The organism is Haloferax denitrificans ATCC 35960, from assembly GCF_000337795.1.
In the GTDB taxonomy this organism is placed as follows: Archaea; Halobacteriota; Halobacteria; order Halobacteriales; family Haloferacaceae; genus Haloferax; species Haloferax denitrificans.
Map to the genome: position 1 here is coordinate 256,398 of NZ_AOLP01000011.1, position 20,837 is coordinate 277,234.

23 protein-coding genes are annotated in these 20,837 nt (G+C 67.5%); 11 read left to right on the top strand and 12 right to left on the bottom strand.

Going from position 1 to position 20,837, the window contains the following annotated elements; translation table 11 throughout:
* Positions 1 to 181 precede the first annotated feature (181 nt).
* The 6 genes from C438_RS11175 to C438_RS11200 all read left to right on the top strand — a co-directional run bounded on the left by C438_RS11175 (position 182) and on the right by C438_RS11200 (position 5,394).
* Positions 182 to 1,222 (top strand): zinc-binding dehydrogenase, encoded by a 1,041-nt coding sequence (locus tag C438_RS11175; RefSeq protein WP_004969500.1) that lies wholly within the window; start codon positions 182 to 184, stop codon positions 1,220 to 1,222.
* A complete protein-coding gene (locus tag C438_RS11180; RefSeq protein WP_004969502.1) occupies positions 1,212 to 1,541 on the top strand; it encodes a hypothetical protein in 330 nt (109 codons plus the stop codon). The genes C438_RS11175 and C438_RS11180 overlap by 11 nt, the downstream gene beginning before the upstream one ends.
* Before the next feature lie 233 nt (positions 1,542 to 1,774).
* On the top strand, positions 1,775 to 2,173 hold the full coding sequence (locus C438_RS11185; protein ID WP_004969504.1) for a DUF5802 family protein: 399 nt from the start codon (positions 1,775 to 1,777) through the stop codon (positions 2,171 to 2,173).
* 95 nt (positions 2,174 to 2,268) lie between these two features.
* Positions 2,269 to 3,204 (top strand): Vms1/Ankzf1 family peptidyl-tRNA hydrolase, encoded by a 936-nt coding sequence (locus C438_RS11190; protein WP_004969506.1) that lies wholly within the window; start codon positions 2,269 to 2,271, stop codon positions 3,202 to 3,204.
* Between the two features lie 126 nt (positions 3,205 to 3,330).
* Positions 3,331 to 4,356, top strand: coding sequence for a DUF1611 domain-containing protein (locus tag C438_RS11195; RefSeq protein ID WP_004969508.1), 1,026 nt, complete (start codon positions 3,331 to 3,333; stop codon positions 4,354 to 4,356).
* Entirely contained in the window at positions 4,357 to 5,394 is a 1,038-nt protein-coding gene (locus tag C438_RS11200) for a dipeptide epimerase (protein ID WP_004969509.1), read from the top strand. It abuts the gene before it with no gap.
* Between the two features lie 89 nt (positions 5,395 to 5,483).
* Here C438_RS11200 and C438_RS11205 read toward each other — a convergent pair whose 3' ends face one another.
* Together C438_RS11205 and C438_RS11210 are read right to left on the bottom strand one after the other, a co-directional pair.
* Positions 5,484 to 6,590 carry a hypothetical protein gene (locus C438_RS11205; protein ID WP_004969510.1) on the bottom strand — a complete coding sequence of 369 codons (1,107 nt, stop codon included), beginning with the start codon at positions 6,588 to 6,590 and terminating at the stop codon, positions 5,484 to 5,486.
* Between the two features lie 117 nt (positions 6,591 to 6,707).
* Entirely contained in the window at positions 6,708 to 7,535 is an 828-nt protein-coding gene (locus C438_RS11210) for a PspA/IM30 family protein (RefSeq protein WP_004969511.1), read from the bottom strand.
* A gap of 54 nt (positions 7,536 to 7,589) precedes the next feature.
* On the opposite strand from C438_RS11210, the gene C438_RS11215 reads away from it, so the two are divergent.
* The 3 genes from C438_RS11215 (at position 7,590) to C438_RS19375 (ending at position 10,871) form a co-directional block, all read left to right on the top strand.
* The gene (locus C438_RS11215; RefSeq protein ID WP_004969512.1) at positions 7,590 to 8,237 is read left to right on the top strand and encodes a dienelactone hydrolase family protein; all 648 of its coding nucleotides are present in this window, start codon (positions 7,590 to 7,592) and stop codon (positions 8,235 to 8,237) included.
* A 157-nt stretch (positions 8,238 to 8,394) separates the two neighbouring features.
* On the top strand, positions 8,395 to 9,480 hold the full coding sequence (locus tag C438_RS11220; protein WP_004969513.1) for a hypothetical protein: 1,086 nt from the start codon (positions 8,395 to 8,397) through the stop codon (positions 9,478 to 9,480).
* A 461-nt stretch (positions 9,481 to 9,941) separates the two neighbouring features.
* Positions 9,942 to 10,871 carry a hypothetical protein gene (locus C438_RS19375; RefSeq protein WP_152421768.1) on the top strand — a complete coding sequence of 310 codons (930 nt, stop codon included), beginning with the start codon at positions 9,942 to 9,944 and terminating at the stop codon, positions 10,869 to 10,871.
* A gap of 187 nt (positions 10,872 to 11,058) precedes the next feature.
* On the opposite strand, the gene C438_RS11225 is transcribed toward C438_RS19375, so the two are convergent.
* The 10 genes from C438_RS11225 to C438_RS11270 form a co-directional block, all read right to left on the bottom strand.
* Positions 11,059 to 11,388, bottom strand: a complete 330-nt coding sequence (locus C438_RS11225) for a transcription factor S (RefSeq protein ID WP_004969514.1) — start codon at positions 11,386 to 11,388, stop codon at positions 11,059 to 11,061.
* Between the two features lie 87 nt (positions 11,389 to 11,475).
* Positions 11,476 to 12,021: a hypothetical protein gene (locus C438_RS11230; protein ID WP_004969515.1), complete on the bottom strand. Its 546-nt coding sequence runs from the start codon at positions 12,019 to 12,021 to the stop codon at positions 11,476 to 11,478.
* Between the two features lie 15 nt (positions 12,022 to 12,036).
* The gene (locus C438_RS11235; protein ID WP_004969516.1) at positions 12,037 to 12,996 is read right to left on the bottom strand and encodes a hypothetical protein; all 960 of its coding nucleotides are present in this window, start codon (positions 12,994 to 12,996) and stop codon (positions 12,037 to 12,039) included.
* An 83-nt stretch (positions 12,997 to 13,079) separates the two neighbouring features.
* Positions 13,080 to 13,916, bottom strand: a complete 837-nt coding sequence (locus C438_RS11240; RefSeq protein WP_004969517.1) for an RAD55 family ATPase — start codon at positions 13,914 to 13,916, stop codon at positions 13,080 to 13,082.
* Between the two features lie 127 nt (positions 13,917 to 14,043).
* On the bottom strand, positions 14,044 to 15,006 hold the full coding sequence (locus C438_RS11245; RefSeq protein ID WP_004969518.1) for a beta-ribofuranosylaminobenzene 5'-phosphate synthase family protein: 963 nt from the start codon (positions 15,004 to 15,006) through the stop codon (positions 14,044 to 14,046).
* Between the two features lie 154 nt (positions 15,007 to 15,160).
* Positions 15,161 to 15,853 carry a DUF4397 domain-containing protein gene (locus C438_RS11250; RefSeq protein WP_004969519.1) on the bottom strand — a complete coding sequence of 231 codons (693 nt, stop codon included), beginning with the start codon at positions 15,851 to 15,853 and terminating at the stop codon, positions 15,161 to 15,163.
* 124 nt (positions 15,854 to 15,977) lie between these two features.
* Positions 15,978 to 16,298, bottom strand: a complete 321-nt coding sequence (locus tag C438_RS11255; RefSeq protein WP_004969520.1) for a DUF7126 family protein — start codon at positions 16,296 to 16,298, stop codon at positions 15,978 to 15,980.
* The gene (gene guaA, locus C438_RS11260; RefSeq protein WP_004969521.1) at positions 16,295 to 17,212 is read right to left on the bottom strand and encodes a glutamine-hydrolyzing GMP synthase; all 918 of its coding nucleotides are present in this window, start codon (positions 17,210 to 17,212) and stop codon (positions 16,295 to 16,297) included. The genes C438_RS11255 and guaA overlap by 4 nt, the downstream gene beginning before the upstream one ends.
* Positions 17,212 to 18,861 (bottom strand): glutamine hydrolyzing CTP synthase, encoded by a 1,650-nt coding sequence (gene pyrG / locus C438_RS11265; RefSeq protein ID WP_004969522.1) that lies wholly within the window; start codon positions 18,859 to 18,861, stop codon positions 17,212 to 17,214. Before pyrG ends, guaA begins: the two co-directional genes overlap by 1 nt.
* 135 nt (positions 18,862 to 18,996) lie before the next feature.
* Positions 18,997 to 19,554: a sugar O-acetyltransferase gene (locus C438_RS11270; RefSeq protein WP_004969523.1), complete on the bottom strand. Its 558-nt coding sequence runs from the start codon at positions 19,552 to 19,554 to the stop codon at positions 18,997 to 18,999.
* A gap of 88 nt (positions 19,555 to 19,642) precedes the next feature.
* Here C438_RS11270 and C438_RS11275 point away from each other — a divergent pair, with 88 nt between their 5' ends.
* Together C438_RS11275 and C438_RS19515 are read left to right on the top strand one after the other, a co-directional pair.
* Positions 19,643 to 20,443, top strand: coding sequence for an aldo/keto reductase (locus C438_RS11275; RefSeq protein WP_004969524.1), 801 nt, complete (start codon positions 19,643 to 19,645; stop codon positions 20,441 to 20,443).
* Positions 20,444 to 20,617: 174 nt separating this feature from the next.
* Positions 20,618 to 20,785, top strand: coding sequence for a hypothetical protein (locus C438_RS19515; RefSeq protein WP_160166867.1), 168 nt, complete (start codon positions 20,618 to 20,620; stop codon positions 20,783 to 20,785).
* Positions 20,786 to 20,837: the final 52 nt, after the last annotated feature.

A 20,837-nucleotide genomic window follows, 5' to 3' on the forward strand; every position in this document is an offset into this window, starting at 1 on the left:
GGCCGCCGGTAGATGTCGGCGACCGTGACTGTCGGGCTCGACTGTGTTGGGAACCCTGTGTCGTATATATCTTCGCACCGATATGATTTGAATCCACGAGGTTCGTCAGATGTCGAACAAGAGGAAAGACGATTGGCGTAAACCCACACTTTAGTTCCTGCCCATCCTCGGTCGGGTCGAGATGAAAGCGGTCCAATTCACGGAACACGGCGACCGAGACGTCCTCGAGTACGGCGACTTCCCGGACCCGGAAGTCGGTCCCGACGAGGTCCTCGTCGACGTGAAGGCGGCGTCGCTCAACCACCTCGACATCTGGACGCGGCGGGGGCTTCCGGGCGTCGAGTTGGAGATGCCGCACATCCCCGGAAGCGACATGGCCGGCGTCGTCACCGAGGTCGGCGAGCGCGTGAGCCGGTTCGAGGCGGGCGACCGCGTGGCGCTCATCGCGGGCGTCGCCGGCGGCGGCGACGAGTTCTCCCGGAAGGGCGACCCGACGCTCGCGCCGGACTTCCACATCATCGGCGAGCACGTCCGCGGCGTCCACGCCGAGTTCGCGGCGATTCCCGAGGAGAACCTCGTGCCCGTCCCCGAGGGCGTGCCGTGGGAAGTCGCCGGCTCCGCGTCGCTCGTCTTCCAGACCGCGTGGCGGATGCTCGTCGACCGCGGCGAACTCCGCCCCGGCGAGAAGGTGCTCGTCCTCGGCGCGTCCGGCGGCGTCGGCCACGCGGCCGTCCAAATCGCCGACTACGCGGGCGCGGAAGTGTACGCCACCGCCTCCACCGACGAGAAACTGGAGTACGCCAAGGAGTGCGGCGCGGACCACGTCATCAACTACGAGGAAGACGACTTCTCGAAGGAGATTCGCAAACTGACCGACGGTCGCGGCGTCGACATGGTCGTCGACCACATCGGCGAGGCGACCTACAAGCAGTCGCTCAAGAGCCTCGTCAAGGGCGGCCGCGTCGTCACCTGCGGGGCGACGACCGGACCGGACCCGGGCGCGGGCCTCAACTACATCTTCTGGAACCAGCTCTCGGTCATCGGTTCGACGATGGCGACGCCCGGCGAGGCCGACGAGGTGCTCGACCTCGTCTGGGACGGCACCTTCGAACCCCGCATCCGCGAGACGCTCCCGATGAGCGAAATCGACCGCGCGCACGAGCTCATCGAGGAGCGACAGGGCTTTGGCAAGGTGGTCGTAATCCCCGATAGTGAGCTCTGACACCACGGCTCGGGACGGCGCGACCGGCGCGACCGCCGAGTCCGACACCTACGTCCACCGGCCGGACGGCCCCGCGGTCGGCGGCGACGGCTCGGAGCCGGAAGCGACCGGCTTCGGAAGTCGCGGCTGGGTGCTCGTCGGCGTCGTCGCGCTCTGTTTCCTCGTCGTCCCCGGCGCGGTGTACCTCGTGCCGTCGCTCCCGGCGATGGCCGGCCTCCCGTACCTCGCGGCCATGCTGGCCCTGCCGATGCTCCCGGCGCTCGCGCTCGGCCTCGTCGCCGTCTGGTCGATGACCGCGGCGACCCGCGGCGACGACTGAACCGTCCGTCACACCCGGAACCAAACCTTCTCCCCGCCGAGACCGCTCCCTCGAAGCGAGCGAGACGCCCGCCCCGCCCGCCCGTTTTCACGACCGATTCTCTCGCGCCCGAGTCGCGCTCTCGTCTGCCGGTCTCGACTCCCGCCGCCGGTTCTCGACGGTGGAATTGCGTGTCGATATAAATGGTTCCGACAAGGCTTATCCCTGTTCGTGGTTGACATTCACACGCACAGATGTTCGAACGCTTCTCCAGCAGTTACTTCCTCGGCCGGTTGTACGTCGAACCGTACGACGGGGCCGAGGCGGCGATTCACCGAACGGAACACGAGCGACTCAACGAGTGCGTCTACACGGACGGTAGCGGCGTCGAGCGAGTCGACTACCCGCTCGTGATGAAACTCGACACGGCCCACTTCCCGGTCGTCGGCGACGACGGCGTCCCCTCGGGGACGCTCGCGCTCCCCCGAGACGCCGTGGACTCCGACGCGCTCCCGGACGACCGGCCGGTGCTTCTCGCCGACGCCCCGCGAGCCGCCGAGTTGCTCCGGTACGCCGGCTACGACCCCGACGACCTCGCGCCCGGCGGACCCGGCGGCTCCGGCCCCGACCGACCCGACGACAGGCTGGCCTGAGTCGCGCCGCCGCGGTCGTCGCGCGGGCGGAACGGTCCCGCTCGCCTCGTCCCCGCGTCCGAACGCTCAAGTGGTCGGCCCGCACGCGTCCGTGTATGCTGGACGAGTTGTTGGGTCGAGCCGAACTCAAAGCGCGCATCGCCGAGTTGGAAGACGAACGCGACGCGTTAGCCGGGCGTCTGGAGGGCGAGTCCGACCGCCGACAGGAGGCGGCACGCGCGCGACAGGAGGCCGAAAAGGAGGTCAACCGCCTCGAAGACCGCGTCACCGAGCTCGAAGACCGCGTGGAGCGCCTCTCGGGCGAGGACGACTCCCTCGACTTCCGCGGGACCGAGGACCTCCGCGGCGACCGCCTCCGCGAGGTGCTGTCCCGCCTCGATTCGGTTTCGACCGACGCGGAGGGCGCGCTCACCGCCGCCGTCGCCGACGACCGCTCGCTTCCCTCGGCCGCCGAGTCCGCCTTCGGCGACCGCGCCCCGCTCGTCCGCCGGGCCGCGCCCTGCGTCGCGCTCACCGACGACGCCGGAGTGGTGAGCGTCGCGCTCTCGCCGCCGCGCCAACCGGATGACTTCGACCGCTGGAGCGACGGCTTCGACCTCGACCCGGCGTGGTTCCACCCGACCGAGACCACCGTCGTCGCGCTCGTCCGCGGCGACCTGTTCGCCCTCGGTCGCTACGAGGACGGCGACCTCGAATTCGTCGAGGGCTTCGAGAGCGACGTGAAGTCCGCCCACTCCAAAGGCGGGTTCTCGCAGGCGCGCTTCGAGCGCATCCGCGAGGGCCAAATCGACGACCACATCGACCGCTGTCACGAGGCGCTCGACGAGTTCCTCGGCGGCGATTCCGGCGCGGGTGAGGCGGAAACAGCCGGTGACGACGCCGACCTCGTCGTCCTCGGCGAGCGAACCGTCCTCGGTGAGTTCCGCGAGCGGGCCGCGCTGACCGCGACCGTGGACGCCAGCGGCGACCCCGAGGCGGCGCTCGCCGAGGCGTCCAGGGAGTTCTGGACCACGCGACTCTACCGGCTCTGAGTCGGCGACGACGCCGCGGATGCTCCCCAGAGAATACCCGAATACTCGCAGACAACTCGGCGATATGACCCGGCAGTCGCCGCCGAATCGCCTCACCTTTTAGGGTGGCACGTAGTGGCATTCAGTATGACCGATCCACAGCGAGTCGTCGTCCTCGCACACGAGAAGTTCCCCGACCGCGCGAAGACCGCCACGGGCGTCCTGAAGTACGCCGACTACGACGTGGTGGCCGTCCTCGACCGCGACAACCCCGGCACCTCCGCCGCCGACCACCGCCGCGACCTCCCCGACGTGCCCGTCGTCGCCTCGATGGCCGACGCGCCCGACGCCGACGCCCTCCTCGTCGGCATCTCGCCCATCGGCGGCGCGTTCGACGAGACGTGGCGCGACGACGTTCGCACCGCCCTCGAACGCGGCTGTGACCTCATCTCCGGCCTCCACTACTTCCTCGCCGAAGACGAGGAGTTCGCCCGCCTCGCCGACGAACACGGCTGTGACATCAACGACGTTCGCAAGCCCCACGACGACCTCGGCGTCGCGCAGGGGAAGTCCGCCGACGTGGACGCCGAAGTCGTCCTCACCGTCGGCACCGACTGCTCGGTCGGCAAGATGACCGCGACGCTCGAACTCGTCGAGGCCGCCCGCGAGCGCGGCATCGACGCGGGCTTCATCCCGACCGGCCAGACCGGCATCATGATCGCCGGCTGGGGCAACCCCGTCGACCGCGTCGTCAGCGACTTCACCGCCGGTGCGGTCGAGGAGATGATTCTGGAGAAGGGCGACGAACACGACGTGCTGTTCGTCGAAGGGCAGGGGAGCATCGTCCACCCGGCGTACTCCGCGGTCACCTGCGGCATCCTCCACGGGTCGATGGCCGACAAGCTCGTGCTCTGTCACGAGGCCACCCGCGAGGCGATTCACGGCTACGAGGAGTTCGCGCTCCCCGAGCTCTCGGAGTACGTCTCGCTGTACGAGAACCTCGCCGACCCGGTCCACGAGGCCGACGTGGTCGCCGGGATGCTCAACACCTCCCACGTCGACGACGACGTGGAGGCGGCCGAGGCCGTCGACGCCTTCGCCGACGAACTCGGCGTCCCCGCGGTCGACCCCGTCCGGTTCGGGTCGGCCGACCTCATCGACGAGGTGTTCTAGATGATCACGACCGAGTTCGAGCGCGTCTCGATGCCGCTCGCGGAGCCGTTCGGCATCGCCCGCGGCGTCCAGACCGACGCCGAGAACGTCGTCGTCCGCATCGAGGACGAAGGCGGCATGACGGGCGTCGGCGCGGCCGCCCCGTCGTCGCACTACGGCGAGACCGCCGACACCGTCGAGGCCGTGCTACCGGACCTGCTCTCGGTGGTCGAGGCGGTCGGCGACGCCCACGCCATCGACCGCATCGAGCGCGAGATGGCCGAGACGGTCCGCCGCAACCCCGCCGCGCGGACCGCCGTCAGCATCGCTCTCCACGACCTCGCGGCCAAGCGCCTCGGCGTCCCGCTGTACCGCCTCTGGGGGCTCGACCCCTCGCGGACGCCCACGTCGTCGTACACCGTCGGCCTCGACGACCTCGACACGATGCGCGAGAAGACCGCGGAGGCGTACGAGGCCGGCTACGACGTGCTCAAGGTCAAACTCGGCACCGACCGCGACCGGGCCATCATCGAGGCCGTCCGCGACGAGGCCCCCGGCGCGACCATCCGAGTCGACGCCAACGAGGCGTGGACCCCCCGCGAGGCCGTCGAGATGACCGAGTTCCTCGCCGACTTCGGCGTCGAGTTCGTCGAACAACCCGTCCCCGCCGAGGACGACGAGGGCCTGAAGTTCGTCTACGACCGCGGCGCGCTTCCCATCGCGGCCGACGAGTCCTGTATCACGGCCGACGACATCCCGCGCATCGCCGACCGCGTCGACATCGCGAACCTCAAGCTGATGAAGTGCGGCGGCCTCACGGAGGCCAAGCGCGCCATCCACGCCGCCCGCGCCCACGGGCTGGAGGTCATGCTCGGCTGTATGATAGAGTCGAACGCCGCCATCGCGGCGGGCTGTCACCTCGCGCCGCTCCTCGACTACGCCGACCTCGACGGCTCGCTCCTCCTCGCCGACGACCCCTACGAGGGCGTCCCGATGCCGAACGGCGGCATCGACCTCGAAGCCCTCGACCGACCGGGAACCGGCGCACAGCGTCGGTAACGCGGGCGCGGCGACGCGGATGCGGTAACGCGGCGACACCCACCGACGCCACCGACGCCACCGACGCCGACGCGAGACCGCCGCCCCCGTCAGGACTCCCAGTCGAGGTCGTCTTCGCGGGTCTCCGACCGAAGCACGAACGGCCCGATAGAGAGCGTCCGTTTCGCGACCGTGGAGATTCGGAGGACCGCGGCCGCGAGCACCGCAAAGGGCGAAAGCGAGACGGCCACCACGAACGCCACGGTGAGAAGCAGGTTCGACACGCCGAGCGTCGCGCCGGTAATCGTGGTCGGGTCGTCGAGGAAGAGAATCGCGCCGATGCTCGCCACGAGCGCGGGGACGGCCGCGTAGAACATCGTCCGCGAGAGGTCGACCAGTTCCCACCGGAAGTACAGCGTCTTGACGTGCTCGCGGGCGGGGCCGAACAGTTCGAGCGCGTCGCGGAGTTCCGACAGCGCCGTCTTCGTCTCCGCCGAGAGGTCGGCGTCGTGGACGCGGCGGAGCCGCGCCGCCTGATAGATTTTCCACGAGTAGTTGAGGTCCAGCGCCGCCGACAGCACCGCGAACGTCCCGAACTGCCGGCCCTCCAAACGTTCTGCGACCGCCTCGGCGTTGGACTCGACCTCCCCGGCGAACTCGCGGACGCGGGCCGCCGGGTCGCTATCGGTATCGTCCGCGTCGCCGTCCGTACTCGCCTCGCCGCTCTCGCCGGCGTCCCCGTCCGCATCGAGCGTGTCTTCGACCGCCCGCGCCCGCGACGCGATGCCCTCGGCCAGCGCGCGCAGGAACGCGGAGGGCTCCGGCGGCGCGACCGGCGCGTCCAAGAGGTCGGCGACGTCCTCGCGGAAGCGCATCGACCCCTCCATCCGGTCGCGCTGGTCGCCCAGCGGGCCGAGTTCGCGCGAGAGCACGAGCTGGTTGATGGTGACGACGAGCGTGACGCCCGTGATAATCGCGGTGAGAAGCCCCTGCGCGAGCGTCTCGATTGGGTCCGAGGACTCGACGGCGACCCGGAGCGGCGTCGGGTCCAGTTGGCCGAGGACGACGACGCTACAGAAGACGACGACGAGCGGGGCCGCGGCGACGGCGCGGCGGTCCGCGTCGAGGAGGGCGCGGAGCTTCGCGCGGCTCGTCGTCCCGCGCTCCCGCATCGTGTCGTCGGGCTCGCCGGCCGACGGCCCGCCGGTGTTCGACATGCCCGAAGCTATCGAGCGGCGGGGTCAAGTGCGTACTGGCGGTCGGTCGCGGAGACGGCAGAGGCGACTGGGTCAGCCGAGCGCCTCACGGCAAGGCGTCGGGTCGGGCGGGCGCGCTCAGGAGGACGAGGAGTCGTCTTCGTTCTTCAGCTCTTCGAGTTCGGCTTCGACCTCCTCGTCGGCCACCTCGGTCTCGACGTCCACGTCGGCGTCGCTCGCGCTCTCGCTCGATGACGACGACCCGGAGGACTTGCCCATCTCGGCTTTGAGCGTCTCCAGTTCGGTGTCGACTTCGGCGCTGGTGCGACCGGCCTCGAGCTCGCGCTCGATGGAGTCCTTGTCCGACAGCGCGTCGTCGAACGCGCCGGAGTCCATCAGTTCGTCCATCGCGGCGGAGCGGGCCTCCATCTCGTCGGTCTGCTCTTCGGCGCGTTCGAGCGCGCGACCCACGTCGGCCATCTCGTCGCCGACGCCGGTCATCGCCTCGGAGACGCGGCTCGACGCCTCGGCGGCCTCGTAGCGGGCCTTCATCGTCTCCTTTTTCGTGCGGAACTCCTCGATGCGGCTCTGGAGTTCGTCCTTCTTGTTGACGAGTTGGTCCTGCGTCTCCTGCAGGCTGGCGATCTGCGTCTCCAACTCCTCGATTTGGCTCATCTTGGCCTGCTTCTTTTCGAGCGCCTTGCGCGCGAGGTCCTCGCGGTCCTGCTGGACGGCCTCGCGGGCCTGGTCGTTGTGCTTTTCGACGTTCTCTTCGAGGCGGCGCTTCTGTATCTCCAGTCGCTTCTTCTGGGTGGTCAGGTCGGCGATACCCTGTTTGACCTGCTGTAGCTCGTCGCGCATCTTCTCGTAGGAGTAGTCGAGCGTCTCGGTCGGGTCCTCCGCACGGTTGAGGAGGGCGTTTATCTTCGACCGGATGACGTACGACGTGCGAGAGAGAATTCCCATACCCAATTACTACGCGACGTTCGGCTTAAAACCTCACCAGCGCAACCTGTCTCTATGACCGAGACGATTCTCGTGCCCGGCGGCCGCGACGTGCGGGCGACCCTCGACCGCGCCCGCGGCGACGCCGCGGACGATACTGACGACACCGACGACGCGGCGGCCCGAGGCGACGCGATTGTCGTCGCCTGTCCGCCCCACCCCCAACACCAGGGCCACCGCGGCGACGCCCGCCTCGTCGCCGTGGGCGACGCGCTCGCCGCCCGCGGCGTCGACTGCCTCCGCTTCGATTACGGCCCGTGGGACGAGGGCTACGGCGAGCGCGCCGACACCCTCCGGGCGGTCGAGTGGGCCGCGGAGCGCTACAACCGCGTGGGCCTGTTCGGCTTCTCGTTCGGCGGCGCGATGGCGCTTCTCGCGGCCGCCGAGGGCGCGGCCGTGGACGCCGTCTCCGCGCTCGCCCCCGCCGGGCGACTCGCCGACGACCTCGACGCCGTCGCCGCCTTCGACCGCATCCCCGTCCCCGTGCAGGTCGTCTACGGCACCCGCGACGACGTCGCCGACTGGGAACCCGTCGTCGAGCGCGCCCGCGAGTACCACCAACCCGTCGTCGAGTTCGCGGCCGACCACTTCTTCATCGGACAGGAGGACAAGGTCGCGGCCGCCGTCGCCGACTTCCTCGTGTCGAACCTCGGCGTCGAGTGAGAACGGGGGGAACGAGGGTGAGAGATGGGAATGAAAACGGGAGTGAGAGCCGGGGTCGCCTCCGACACCACGGACCCGCGACGAAACGGCCCGCAACGAAACGGCCCGCGACCGTTCGACCGAACGACATTTTTGACTCGGCTCCGAAGCCGGGGTTATGGTCTCCCGCAAGCGGCTCGCCGCCGTCGTCGCCCTTCTCCTCGTCGGCGTCGCGCTGAGTCAGTCGTTCGCCGTCGCCACCTCGGCCTCGTCGCTCGAATCGACGTACGAGGCCGAGGAAGTGACCGCCGACTCGCCGCCCGGTCTCGTCGCCTCCTACGACCCCGACGTGGTTAACCTCGACAAGACGGTGAACCGGACGCCGCAACTCCGAGAGCCGGTCGCCACCGCCGCCCGGACCGGCCGGTACGACGGCGACATCGAACCCGAGGCGTACATGACCCTCTCGGATGTGAACGAAGACGCCGAGTTCGCGGTCTACGACGGCCGGTACTACCGGTTTTCTCTGAACGTCTCGGGCGACCCGGTCCGCGCGACCATCGAACTCGACCCGACCGACTGGGAGACCGTCGCCGCCGCGGCGTCGTCGCCCGCCGCGAACGCCAGCGCCGACGTGCGCGAGGCCATCGACGGCGGCACCGTCACCAACAGCACCTTCGTCGTACCGGGGCTCTACGAGCGCGGCGGCGCGCACTACCTCGTCCACCCGGCGAACGAGGGCGAGATTCTCGGGAACTTCCTCGCCATCGTCGGCGGGTTCCTGTTCAACCCCATCGGCTGGGCGTACACCGTCGCCGGCCTCGGCCTCCTCGGCGCGTTCCGGATTCGACGCCGCGCCCGCCCGCTGGACCGCAGAACCGCCTTACTGGTCGTCCCCGGTACGGCCGTCGCCATGTGGCTGGCGACGACGCTCACCAACACGGGCTCGCTCGGCATGCGCTACGTCCTCGTTCCCGGCATCGGCGTCGTGGCCGCCTTCGGCCTGTTCGCCGGCTTCTGCATCCGCCGCGGGTCGTGGAAATCGCTCGTCGGCTGGAGCGTCGCGCTCGCCGTCGTCGTCGTCGCGGCCGACGCCGTCGCAATCGGCCTCGTCGGCACGATTTTCGGGACGCTCGGGCTCGTCATCGGCTGGTTCGGGAGCCTGTTGCTCGTGCCCTACGGCTACGCGCTCGCGAGCGATTCGACGGACGAACGTGACGAGGAACCGGGTGCGGTGACGGCCGCGGAGTTGGGTGAGGGGTGACCTGCTAAAAATCAAGTGGATTGACACATCCCGCGAGGCTGATGACCTTTCACCACGGTATGGAACTACGACCTTCGCACCGTTGAGCAAGCGGCCGAGCGTCGCAATCGTCACGACTTGCGACGAGTGGCAATCACCCGAATGCGGGACGAAGGCGTGGCGTGGGATACGATTAGTGGACGAATGAATGCGACTGTCCAAATGCTCAAGGACCACTACGAGTCTCCAACTCACTCTCAGGCGGCAGTCACCGGAAGGAAGAGATATTGAACATACTCTAGTTTTCTGTCGCCCGACACTCGAATTGACTCACAAGGCGCATACGTCGTCTCACAACATTCGTAGCAGGGGGCCGAGGGTTCCTTGCGTCCCGCAGGTTCCCCTCCCGTTTCTGAGGTTACGATTATCAGGAATGATGGACTGTCCAAAAGGCGTAAATCACGGATATGTGATTTTGGCGTATGACAGGGATAAGTGGATTCAACCGACGAGAGGTTCTGGCTGGAATATCTGGTTTCGGTTTAATCGGTCTGGCAGGATGCACTAGTGGAAGTGTCACCGGTGATGTGCAAACGGATACCCCTTCCGCCGAAACGGAGACTCACACAGAGGCATCACCCCAGGTCGGAAAATATGGACTACCTCATTGTGAATCAGGAAACTATGCCTTCCAGATTTTAGAAATAGAGAAAGGTAATTCCGTTGACTATCCGAATTTCGTAGCCAAGAATCTGACTACCGACAGGCTTGAGATCTTCTCGGTTAAGGAGGATGGCGACGAATATTTTGTTGAAGTGACATTTGAGCCAAAAGAGACAAAAACCGTAGTGATCGAGGGAACCGGGTTCGGCCCTACGTCGGATTTCCGACTGGATGTGAATGGCTTAGATGAGGAGTACGATGGAATGAAATGTGCCACAGGTTCGCCTTCAGGAAGTGGAGCATCAGAGAGCACCGAGACAACCCAACCAAAGCCAGAATATGAATCTCAATCCTCAGACATTGCACGAAAGTCCTCGATAGAGTTTGAATATTACTCGAATACGGAACGGTATGATGGTCAAGAATTTCGTACAGGAGGTAAAGATGCGAACGATTTCGTTGTATTGACTATGAGCACACCAGACTATCTGTTGAGTGAAAATATAGATGCGGAAATTTCGGGAGGAGATGAATGCGATTCTTCAAACCCAACGTTGGGGAAAACATATTGGTATCGGGGAGGACACGAAGGAGCTAAAGAAGTCAAATCAGGTGATAAACTGTTCGTATATTCATTTTCGTGGCGGAATTCGGATTCAGAATGCACATTAAGCGGTGGTAAGATTCGTGTTTCTTGGACAGAAGAGTCAGATAACTCAATATTGTTGGGAGAGTTTGAAATCCCCTGATTATGTTCAACTCAGTCGAGGGCCAGTATCTCGCTTTCCTCCCAACCAGTCTCGCTTAGCCTTCTCAAGAGCTTCATCGGATAGCTCCTCAAGTGCCTCAGATTCCGTCTCAGAAACGTCTACGGTGAGTTCACAGACGTGACTTATCTACCATTAACGTCATTTTTTGCGTCTTCTACCGCTGGACTTAGTTGTACTCCCGCCACCGATAGCCGCATTCCTGACATTTAAAGAACCGCGTCGGCGGTTCGTCGGCCGACCCGGTCTGCTTGATGGTGTACCACGCTTTCGTGTGGCCGCAGTCGTCGCAGTGAACGTCCTTCGCGGTCGGTTTGCCCTCGAACTCAGCGCCCTCTTCGGTCTCGATGAGTTCGTCGTCCGACTGGGCCTCGGTGGAGACGAACTCCGCCGCGAGCTCCTCGTCGCGCTCAGCGGTCCCCCCGCAGTCGTCGTTCGTGCAGGTCATCGCGCCGTTCTGGCTCACCATCATCGAACCGCACTCGTCGCAGAACTGCATACCCGCCGGTAGCGGACCGAGGGCAAAGAAGCTGTCACTCCGTTCTGTCGCGGGGAGAATCAGAGTCGGCCCGCCGCGCCGCCGCCGTCAGTCGTCGTCGACCATCGGGCAGTTCCGCACCCGGAAGTGGTCGCTGTCTTCGAGTTCGACGATGGTCGTCCCCTCGTGGTGGCACGCGAGCTTCGGCGGCTCGCCGAAGTGCTCACAGCGCTGGCAGAACTCGTTCTTGGGGACGACGTGGTCCGCGACGCCCCCGCTGGCGTCGACCGGGGTGGCCTCGGCTCCGACGCCGACGCCCTCCGCCTCCTCGCTGTCCCCGCCTTCGACGAGCGAGGTCCACACGTCGTCGCGGTCGAGTTCGCCGACTTCGACCGACTCGAAGAGCTCGGTCACGTCGTCGCGCTGGTCGGTGACGCGCGAGCGGTTGCGGCGCTCGGCCACGCGCCCCGCGAGGTCCGAAAGCGGGGCCGAATCGGCGTCGCCGTTGCGTCCGCCGCGGCCCGCTTCCGGGGTGTTCTCGGCGTCGGACGCGCCGTCCGTCGGGTCGTCGCGCTCGGGCCGGTCACCGCGGTCGCCGAAGGTGTATGTGTGGTCTCTCGCCGCGTCGTCCGTGGGGTCGTTGTCGTCGGTCATCGTCTTCGTGGGCTCTCAGTCGTCGCCGCGTTCGCTCCCCGCCGCGGCACCGGCACCCCGCTGAGCCGACTCCTCCTCTCGGGCGGCGGGGGACCGGTCGCGCTCGTCGATGGGGGCGTCGTCCGCGTCCGAACCGGAACCGGCGTCCGAACTGGCGTCGGCGTCCCGCCTGTCGGGAATGGCCTCGTCGAGTAGGTCTTCGACCTCGTCGGTCGGGGCTGACGAGTCAGCCGCCTCCAGCGCGGGGAGCCGGCCGGTGTGGAGCGTCGCCGTCCCGAAGAACCCGGGCGACGACGACAGTTCGCGGAAGGGGGTCCGACACGACGGACAGCGGGGTTCCGCGAGCAGGTCGAGGTGGACGGTCGCGTCGCACTCCTCGCACCGCGCTTTCTTCTCGCCGGCCGCGTTCGCCGAACGGAGGAGTTCGGCGAGCGCCGTCCGTTCGAGGTCGGCGGCTTCGAGGTCAGCCGCCCGCCCGCGGAGGTCCAGAAGCGTCCGCGCGACCGACCGGAGGTTCTCGTCGAGCGTCGCCGTCGTCTCGTCGAGGTAGCTGAGAATCTCCTCGAAGTTCTCGAAGCCGGCGTCGAGGCGGTCGTCGAGGTCGGCCACGCGGTTGCGAACCGCGTGTACGTCGTCGGCCAGTCGGTCGAGTTCGCCGTCCAACTCGGGGTGCGCGTGGTCGCGCGGCGCTTTCTCGTCGGTCTCGCGTTTGACCTGGACGACGCGCGTCCGCACGTCGGCTATCTTCTCGTCGAGATCGCCTTCGAGCGCCTCGACGCGACCCTCGACCCCGTCGAGTCGGTCGGGAACCGATGCGCTCTCGTCGATTGATTCGCCCGCGTCTATCACGGCGAGCCGGTAGGTCCCGAGGGCCCGCGAGAGCACTGTCTCCGGGTCGACGTCCTCCTCGTCGGCGCGCGCTTCGACCCACGTGCGGAGGTCGTCTGAGAGCGACAGCCCGTCTTCCCCTTCCATCTTCGTGTCCAGTTTGTCTACGGAGCCTTAAGAACTGTCCCCGAATCGGAGACAGGTCGTCGCACGATTCCGCGTCGGTTCGCTCAGCGAATCTTCCGCACGTCGCTCACGTCGAGGCCGCTTTCGTTGATTTCGGTCTCGAACTGCACGATGTTCTCGCTTTCCAGTCGGGCGAGCACGCCGCGGAACTCCTGGACGACCATCGTCCGCGCGCGCTTCGACCCGCCGGACTCCCACTCGAAAAGCAGTGTCCCGCCGGTCGCGCCCTTGAGGACGCCGAGTTCGGTCTTCGAGAGCGCCTCGGTGCTCGCGAGCACGAGGATGAGCCCGCCCCACTGGTAGGAGGCTTTCTCCAGCCCCTTGATGACCATCGCGATGTCCGACCACGTCATCTCGTCGGACTGGCTCGCCACGAGGTCGGTCAGGGAGTCGATGACGACGAGGTTCCCGGGGGCGTGTTCGCTCAGAGTGCTCCCCAGCGCGCCCAACACGGACTCGCGGTTGTGTCGGTGGCCGAGGTCCTCCAGCTTCGTCGGCTGGCCGAGGTACCACTCCCGCGGAATCGGGCTGAGCTGGAAGTACTCCGGCGAGAGGTCGTGGAACTCGATGTGTTCGACCGCGGACTCGACGACCTCGTCGTCCATGGTGTAGCCCATCTCGCGGCGCAGGTACTCCTCGCCGGCGGTGAACGAGACGTAGTGAATCTCCGGCGGCGGCGTCGCGGTGTCCGCGAGCGAGCCGTAGTGGAGGTCGAACAGCTCCGCGTCGGCGTGCGAGAGGGCGTTCATCGTCGCGCTCGTGTAGAGGAACTCCCGAGCGCCCGCGCCGGACTCGCCCGCGAGGAGCACGACGTTCCCCGGGGGTGCGCCGCCGCCGATGATGCTGTCGAGGCGGGGGATGCCGAAGGGGATTTGAGACATACCGAAGCCGACTCGGCCGCGTCGGTTAGGCGTTTCGGGGAGCGCGGTGGGCCGTCGCGGTCGCCACCTCCGACTCGCCCCGCGATGCTCACGTCCGTTCGCTCACACCCGTTCGCTCACGCCCGCTTCACTCGACGCGCGCGCCGCGGTTCCGCCCGCGGGCGACCGAGACGGTGCCGTCGATGTCGGCGTCGGCCAGCGCGGCCCGGCCCGCCTCGACCGCCTCGTCGACGTGGTCGGCGTCGGTGACGCCGTAGACGGTCGGTCCCCACGACGACTGGCCCGCGCCGTAGACGACGGGCGACTCCGACAGCGACGAGACGAGCGCGCCGACCGGCGGCCGGTAGACGCCGCCCTGCTCGTCGGCGTACCACGTCCCGTTGAGTCGGCCGACGGACTCGACGGCCTCGCCGAACCGCTCGGCGGACCCCTCGGCGAGCGCCGGGAGGAGCCGCCGGGTGACGATGCCGGCGATGCGGTCGCCGGTCTGCGCGTCCGCGCGCTCGACGACGGAGCGCATGCTCGACTCCTCGGCCGCGCCGTTGCGGCCGGGGTCGGCGTCGGGGACGACGAGCAGGAACCGCCAGCGGTCGGGCACCTCGTGTCGGGCGGCGACCGCCGGCACCGACCACGAGCCGTCTTCCGGGCGGTCGGTGGTGAACCGCGCGGTCGGGTGGCCCGCGTCGAGGACGGCCCCGCCGGCTTCGAACGTGGCGACGCCGACGCCGGAGCGGCCGCCGCGCCCCACCTCCGGGGCGAGTCGGCGCACGTCGGCCTCGCGGTCGGTGGCGGCCGCGACCGCCCGCAACACCGCGAGCGCGAGCTGTGTCCCGCTCCCGAGGCCGGCGTGTCGCGGCAGGGCGCGCTCGACCGAGACGTCGACGCCCTCGACGCCGAGGAGTTCGACCGCCTGCTCGGCGTACTCGCGGGCGGCGGGATGCCGACACCGAACGTCGGCCGCGGGCTCGGCGGCGACGACCACCCGCGGCTCGTCGAGCGCGACGCCCACGCCGCCGTAGAGGCGGTCGCGGGCGAGGCTCAGATTGAGGAAGCCGAAGTGGATGCGCGCGCCGGTCGAGACCCGAACCATGTCACCGGCTATCGGCGGGGACGCCAAAAGGGGGTTTCGACCATGGCAACGCGGGCCGGGGTCTCCCGCCGCTGTCGGTCGGTTTCGATTCTCGCCGCGGGCGGCGACCGGTATCGACTCAGCGCACGCGACGGACGCCCTCGTTGGTCGGCGGCTAGCGCGCGGGTGAGACGGCGTCGACGACGGGCAGGACGCCGAAGCCGGGCGAGCCGCCGGTGGCGAAGCCGATGGCGAACACCGAGTAGGTTCGGCCGCCTTCGAGCGCCGTTCCGGGGAGGTCGAGCACGACCGTCCCGTCCGACGAGAGGACGACCTGTAGGTCGTACGTCCCGGCGGGGACCGTCTCGTAGTCCGAGACGTCGCCGAACGCCAGTCCCGAAAACAGCGTCGGGCCGCCCGCGACGACGATGTCGACTTCGGGCGCGTCGGGCGAGAAGTGCGCGACGCGGACGCTGGCCTTGCCGTACGGTGCCGGGCGGTTCGTGTCCGCGGCCACGGCGGCCGCGATGTCGGCGAGCGCACCCGTCGCCGCGACGGTGTAATCGCGGTTGCGACGGAGCGTGACCTCGGTGTCGATGACGACCGTCGAGGCGTCGCCCGCGGGCGTGACCTCGACCCGATACGTCCCCGCCGGGACGGCGAAGTAGTCGGAGAGCACGCCGAACGGGACGCCCTGCAGGCCGGGGAAGGGGTCGCCGTTTACGTACACGTCTACGGGGGGCGCGTCGGGCGAGAAGTGACCGACTCGGAACCGCGCGTCACCCGCGGCGACGCCGCCGGGGCGTGCCGCCGCGGTCGTCGCGCCGCCTGCGAGCAGGAGACCGGTCGCGCCGAGGCTCTTCAGCATCGTTCGTCGAGAGAAGGACGACATCTGCAACTGTCATGAAGGACCGTGATGATATCAATATTTGTACAACTAAAACTGTGCAAGAAAGCCTGCGTATCGAGACAGTCAGGAACTCCTGACCGTCTCAGACGAGTTCTTCGGCGACCACGTCGACCGCGAGCAGGTTCGGGTCGATGGCGAGGTCGGCCTGCCCCTTGGCGAACTCCGGAAGGGTGTCGTAGGCGTAGGTCACGACGCGCACGTCGGGGTTCAGCTCTTTGGCCACCGCGATGGCCGTCGCGTCGTCCATGTCGGTGAGCACGAGCAGGTCGGCGTCCTCGATGCCGGCCTCGCCGAGCGAGTCGGCGGAGGCGATGCCCGTGACGCGGACGACCGTCGCGCCCTCGTCTTCGAGCGCTTCGCCGAGTCCGTCGGGGTCCGCCCCCGCGACGACTGCCGTCGTCATTCGTACTCGATGGTCGCCGGCGGTTTGTGGGTCACGTCGTAGACGACGCGGGCGACGTTCTCGTTCGTCCCGGTGATGCGCGACTGGATGCGCTGGAGGGTGTCCCACGGCAGTTCCTGCGCGCGGGCGGTCATGCCGTCGCGCGACTCCACGGAGCGCACGGAGACGATCCAGCCGTGGACGCGGTTGTCACCCTTGACGCCGGTTCCCTTGCCGATGACGGCGGCGAACGCCTGCCACGGGTCGTGCTTTTCGGTCTCGTCTTCGACGACGTGACACGCGTCGCGGGCGACCTGCACCTTCTCGGGCGTGACCTCGCCGAGGACGCGGACCGCGAGGCCCGGCCCCGGGAACGGCATCCGCTCGGCGATGATGGATTCGAGGCCGAGCGCGCGGGCGACCTCGCGGACCTCGTCTTTGTAGAGGTCGCGGACGGGTTCGACGATGCCCTCGAAGTCCACCACGTCCGGCAGGCCGCCGACGTTGTGGTGGGACTTGATGTTGCCCTCGGACTCGATGCGGTCGGGGTAGATGGTCCCCTGCACGAGGTACTGCGCGTCGGTCTCTTTGGCCTCGCGCTCGAACTCGCGGATGAACTGCTCGCCGATGACCTGGCGCTTTTCCTCGGGGTCGACGACGCCTTCGAGGGCGTCGAAGAATCGGTCGCGGGCGTCGACGACGCGGAGGCTCTCCATGAAGGAGAAGGTGTCCGCAATCTGCTCGGTCTCGCCTTTGCGCATCAGGCCGGTGTCGACGTAGACCGGGGTGAGTTGCTCGCCGACGGCCTCGTAGGCGAGCGTCGCGGCGACGGAGGAGTCCACGCCGCCCGAGAGGGCGATGATGGCGTGTTCGTCGCCGATTTGGTCGCGAATCGATTCGGTCGCGTCTTCGATGAATTCGTCTACGTTTACCATTATGCGGTCACCTCTTCGTTGCCGAGTTCGCGCGCGTCGAGTTCGCCGAGGACCGCGCGGAGGAAGCCGAGGAACGGCGGGCTCGCGCGGTCGGGTCGGGAGCGGAACTCGGGGTGGAACTGCGTCCCGAAGAAGAACGGGTGGTTCGTCAGTTCGAGAATCTCCATGCGGTTTTCGGCGCGGCCGGAGAAGCGGAGCCCCTCGGATTCGAGTTCGTCGATGAGTTCGGGGTTCACCTCGTAGCGGTGGCGGTGGCGCTCCGTACAGGAGGTGTCGCCGTACACCGCCTCCGCGAGCGTGCCGGCGTCGATGTCGGTGTCGTGCGCGCCGAGGCGCATCGTCCCGCCCATCTCGTCGACCTCGTACTGCTCGGGCAGAAGGTCGATGACCGGGTAGGGCGTGTCGGGGTCGAGTTCGGCCGAGTGGGCGTCCTCGTGGCCGAGGACGTTCCGGGCCTGCTCGACGACGGCCATCTGGAAGCCCAGACAGAGGCCGAGGAAGGGAACGTCGTTCTCGCGGGCGTAGCGGATGGCCTCGATTTTGCCGCCGGTTCCGCGGGAGCCGAAGCCGCCGGGGACGACGACGCCGTCGGCGTCCTTCAGGCGCTCTTCGTGCTTGTCGAGCATCTCGTCGGAGTCGACCCAGAGGATGTTCACGTCGACGCCGCACTCGATGCCCGCGTGCTTGAGCGCCTCGTGGATGGACATGTAGGCGTCTTCGAGGGCGTACTTGCCGACGAGCGCGATGTCGACCGAGCCGGTCCGGTCGGCCGTGACGAGTTCGCGCCAGCGGTTGTCGCGGTCTTCCTTCGGAAGCGCCTCGTCGGCGATGCCGAGCCGCTCCATGACGTACTCGTCGAGGCCCTCCTCTTCGACCATCAGCGGGACGTGGTAGATGTCCGGCACGTCGGGGTTGGAGAACACGGCGGCGTCCGGCACGTCGCAGAACTGCGCGATTTTGCTCTTCGTCGCCGGTTCGAGTTTGTCGTCGGCGCGGCCGACGAGGATGTCCGGCTGGAGGCCGATGCTCCGAAGCTCCTTGACGGAGTGCTGAGTGGGCTTCGTCTTCTGCTCGCCGTTCTTCGAGTAGGGGACGAGCGTGACGTGGGTGAAAAGCACGTCGCCGTCTTCCTCCTCGGAGGCGAACTGGCGGAGCGATTCGAGGAACGGCATCGACTCGATGTCGCCGACGGTGCCGCCGACCTCGACGAGACACACGTCGGTCCCCTCGGCCGCCTCGCGGATGCGGCGCTTGATGTCCTCCGTGACGTGCGGGATAATCTGGACCGTCTTCCCGAGGTAGTCGCCGTCGCGCTCCTTCTGGATGACGTGCTGGTAGGTCTTGCCCGTCGTGATGTTGTGGTCGGCGGTCATGTCGACGCCCAGGAACCGCTCGTAGTTCCCGAGGTCAAGGTCGACTTCCGCGCCGTCTTTCAGTACGTACACCTCCCCGTGCTCGTAGGGGTTCATGGTCCCGGCGTCGACGTTCAGGTACGGGTCAATCTTGACCGCGGTGACGTCGAACCCGGCGTTCTTCAGGAGTCGCCCGGTGCTCGCGGCCGTGATACCCTTCCCGAGGCCGGACATGACACCCCCGGTTACGAAAATGAACTTGCGCCCCATCTCTGGGTCGTATTCGTCCGTCGGCATACTGACCGTGTGCGAGCGTACTTCAAAACCATTTCGGAGGGAACATCGTGTGCCAGCGCACCGCACGCACCAGAATCCGAGAGAATCGCGCGACGGCGACGCGGCGGCGACGCCGGCTCGACGGCGCGTCTCCCGTCAGTCCAGCCTTTTAATGACTCGCGCCGGGTTGCCGCCGACGACCACCGAGTCGGGCACGTCCTTCGTGACGACCGCGCCCGAGGCGACCACCGCGTCGTCGCCGACGGTGACGCCGGGGTTGACGACCGCGCGGCCGCCGAGCCACGCGTTGTCACCGATTGTCACCGGCTCGCCCGACTCGGAGCCCTTGATTCGCTCCGCGGCGTCGAGCGGGTGGGTCGCCGTGTAGACGTGCACCCCCGGCCCGAGCTGGCAGTTGTCGCCGATGGTGATGGGACAGACGTCGAGGAAGACGCAGTCGAAGTTGGCGAAGAAGCGCTCGCCGACGCGGACGTTGTAGCCGTAGTCACAGCGGAACGGCGGCTCGATTTCGAACGACTCGCCGACCTCCCCGAACAGCTCTCGAATCAACTCCTCGCGGCGCTCGGTCTGCGTCTCGTCGGTCTCGTTGAACTGGCGCGTGAGTCGGCGCGCGCGCTCGCGCTCGGCGACGAGTTCCGGGTCGCTCGCGTCGTACGGGTCGCCGGCGAGCATCTTCTCCTTCTCGGAGGGCATACCCGCGATAACTGGCGGGTCGGTGGTAAGTGTATCCACGGCTTCCGCAACCGCAGGATTTGACCCGCCCGGTCGCAATCGTCCGCCCATGAAGGAGTTCCCGCGACTCGGCTTCGGGACGTACAAACTCGAAGACCGCGACGAGTGCGTCGAGGCCGTCAAGACCGCCCTCGACGTGGGCTACCGCCACGTCGACACGGCCCAGATGTACCACAACGAGGAGTTCGTCGGCGAGGGGCTCGCCGAATCCGACGTCGACACCGACGACGTGTTCGTGGCGACGAAGCTCGACACCGACAACCTCGGCTACGACGACGTGCTGGAGACGGCCCGCGAGTCCGCCGAGAAACTCGGCGTCGACGCCATCGACCTCCTGTACGTCCACTGGCCGCTCGACAGCTACGACGAAGACGAGACGCTCGCGGCCCTCGACGAACTCGTCGAGGAGGGGGTCATCGACCACGTCGGCCTGAGCAACTTCCGGCCCGACCAGCTCGAATCCGCAATCGAGACGCTCGACGCGCCGGTGTTCGCCCATCAGGTCGAGATGCATCCGATGCTCCAGCAGACCGAACTCCGCGAGTTCGCCGCGGACCACGACCACCGTCTGGTCGCCTACTCGCCCATCGCGCGCAATCAGGTCGCCGACGAGGCGGTCATCGTCGATATCGCCGAGAAACACGACGCGTCGCCCGCGCAGGTCGCCCTCGCGTGGCTCATCGAGAAGGGCGCGACGCCCATCCCGAAGGCCGCCTCGCCCGACCACATCCGCGACAACTTCGCCGCGCTCGACCTCGACCTCGACGAGGAGGACGTGGCCGCCATCGACGACCTCGATGCGACCCACCGCATCGTCGACTTCGACGAAGCGCCGTGGAACCACGCCTGAGCTGAGCCGACCCGACCTGCCCCGACGGTGGCGACGCTGAAAACCCTCATTTTCGACCGCTCGGCCGCGCCGTATCCCATATTCGTCGTCACGTACACCCCTGTCAAAACGGGACGTGGGACCCCGCCACAAACGGGGTGAACATATATGATGGACTCGCCCGTACCGTCGAATATGGCAATGGTGGTGGTGGTGTGCCCGCACTGCGGACAAGAAGTCGAATCGAGATACGAGGGCGACGCCGACTTCGACGGCGTCAGACAGCGGCTGAAAAGCGAGTACCGCGTCGCGCGGCAGACCTGTCCGGTCTGTTCGAACCCGTACGACCTCCGTCGGGCCTAACCGGTCCCGACGGCGCGGCGACGGAATCCTCGGCGGGTGGCCGAGGTCGTCG

Excerpts from the sequence above, each read along its gene's own strand:
- C438_RS11195 (WP_004969508.1), top strand. The coding sequence starts at position 3,331 with ATGACCGATCCACAGCGAGTCGTCGTCCTCGCACACGAGAAGTTCCCC.
- C438_RS11215 (WP_004969512.1), top strand. The coding sequence starts at position 7,590 with ATGACCGAGACGATTCTCGTGCCCGGCGGCCGCGACGTGCGGGCGACC.
- C438_RS11235 (WP_004969516.1), bottom strand. The coding sequence starts at position 12,996 with ATGGAAGGGGAAGACGGGCTGTCGCTCTCAGACGACCTCCGCACGTGG.
- C438_RS11240 (WP_004969517.1), bottom strand. The coding sequence starts at position 13,916 with ATGTCTCAAATCCCCTTCGGCATCCCCCGCCTCGACAGCATCATCGGC.
- C438_RS19375 (WP_152421768.1), top strand. The coding sequence starts at position 9,942 with ATGACAGGGATAAGTGGATTCAACCGACGAGAGGTTCTGGCTGGAATA.
- C438_RS11225 (WP_004969514.1), bottom strand. The coding sequence starts at position 11,388 with ATGCAGTTCTGCGACGAGTGCGGTTCGATGATGGTGAGCCAGAACGGC.
- guaA (WP_004969521.1), bottom strand. The coding sequence starts at position 17,212 with ATGGTAAACGTAGACGAATTCATCGAAGACGCGACCGAATCGATTCGC.
- C438_RS11230 (WP_004969515.1), bottom strand. The coding sequence starts at position 12,021 with ATGACCGACGACAACGACCCCACGGACGACGCGGCGAGAGACCACACA.
- pyrG (WP_004969522.1), bottom strand. The coding sequence starts at position 18,861 with ATGCCGACGGACGAATACGACCCAGAGATGGGGCGCAAGTTCATTTTC.
- C438_RS11210 (WP_004969511.1), bottom strand. The coding sequence starts at position 7,535 with ATGGGAATTCTCTCTCGCACGTCGTACGTCATCCGGTCGAAGATAAAC.
- C438_RS11200 (WP_004969509.1), top strand. The coding sequence starts at position 4,357 with ATGATCACGACCGAGTTCGAGCGCGTCTCGATGCCGCTCGCGGAGCCG.
- C438_RS11250 (WP_004969519.1), bottom strand. The coding sequence starts at position 15,853 with ATGCTGAAGAGCCTCGGCGCGACCGGTCTCCTGCTCGCAGGCGGCGCG.
- C438_RS11205 (WP_004969510.1), bottom strand. The coding sequence starts at position 6,590 with ATGTCGAACACCGGCGGGCCGTCGGCCGGCGAGCCCGACGACACGATG.
- C438_RS11275 (WP_004969524.1), top strand. The coding sequence starts at position 19,643 with ATGAAGGAGTTCCCGCGACTCGGCTTCGGGACGTACAAACTCGAAGAC.
- C438_RS11190 (WP_004969506.1), top strand. The coding sequence starts at position 2,269 with ATGCTGGACGAGTTGTTGGGTCGAGCCGAACTCAAAGCGCGCATCGCC.
- C438_RS11175 (WP_004969500.1), top strand. The coding sequence starts at position 182 with ATGAAAGCGGTCCAATTCACGGAACACGGCGACCGAGACGTCCTCGAG.
- C438_RS19515 (WP_160166867.1), top strand. The coding sequence starts at position 20,618 with ATGGCAATGGTGGTGGTGGTGTGCCCGCACTGCGGACAAGAAGTCGAA.
- C438_RS11220 (WP_004969513.1), top strand. The coding sequence starts at position 8,395 with ATGGTCTCCCGCAAGCGGCTCGCCGCCGTCGTCGCCCTTCTCCTCGTC.
- C438_RS11185 (WP_004969504.1), top strand. The coding sequence starts at position 1,775 with ATGTTCGAACGCTTCTCCAGCAGTTACTTCCTCGGCCGGTTGTACGTC.
- C438_RS11270 (WP_004969523.1), bottom strand. The coding sequence starts at position 19,554 with ATGCCCTCCGAGAAGGAGAAGATGCTCGCCGGCGACCCGTACGACGCG.
- C438_RS11245 (WP_004969518.1), bottom strand. The coding sequence starts at position 15,006 with ATGGTTCGGGTCTCGACCGGCGCGCGCATCCACTTCGGCTTCCTCAAT.
- C438_RS11255 (WP_004969520.1), bottom strand. The coding sequence starts at position 16,298 with ATGACGACGGCAGTCGTCGCGGGGGCGGACCCCGACGGACTCGGCGAA.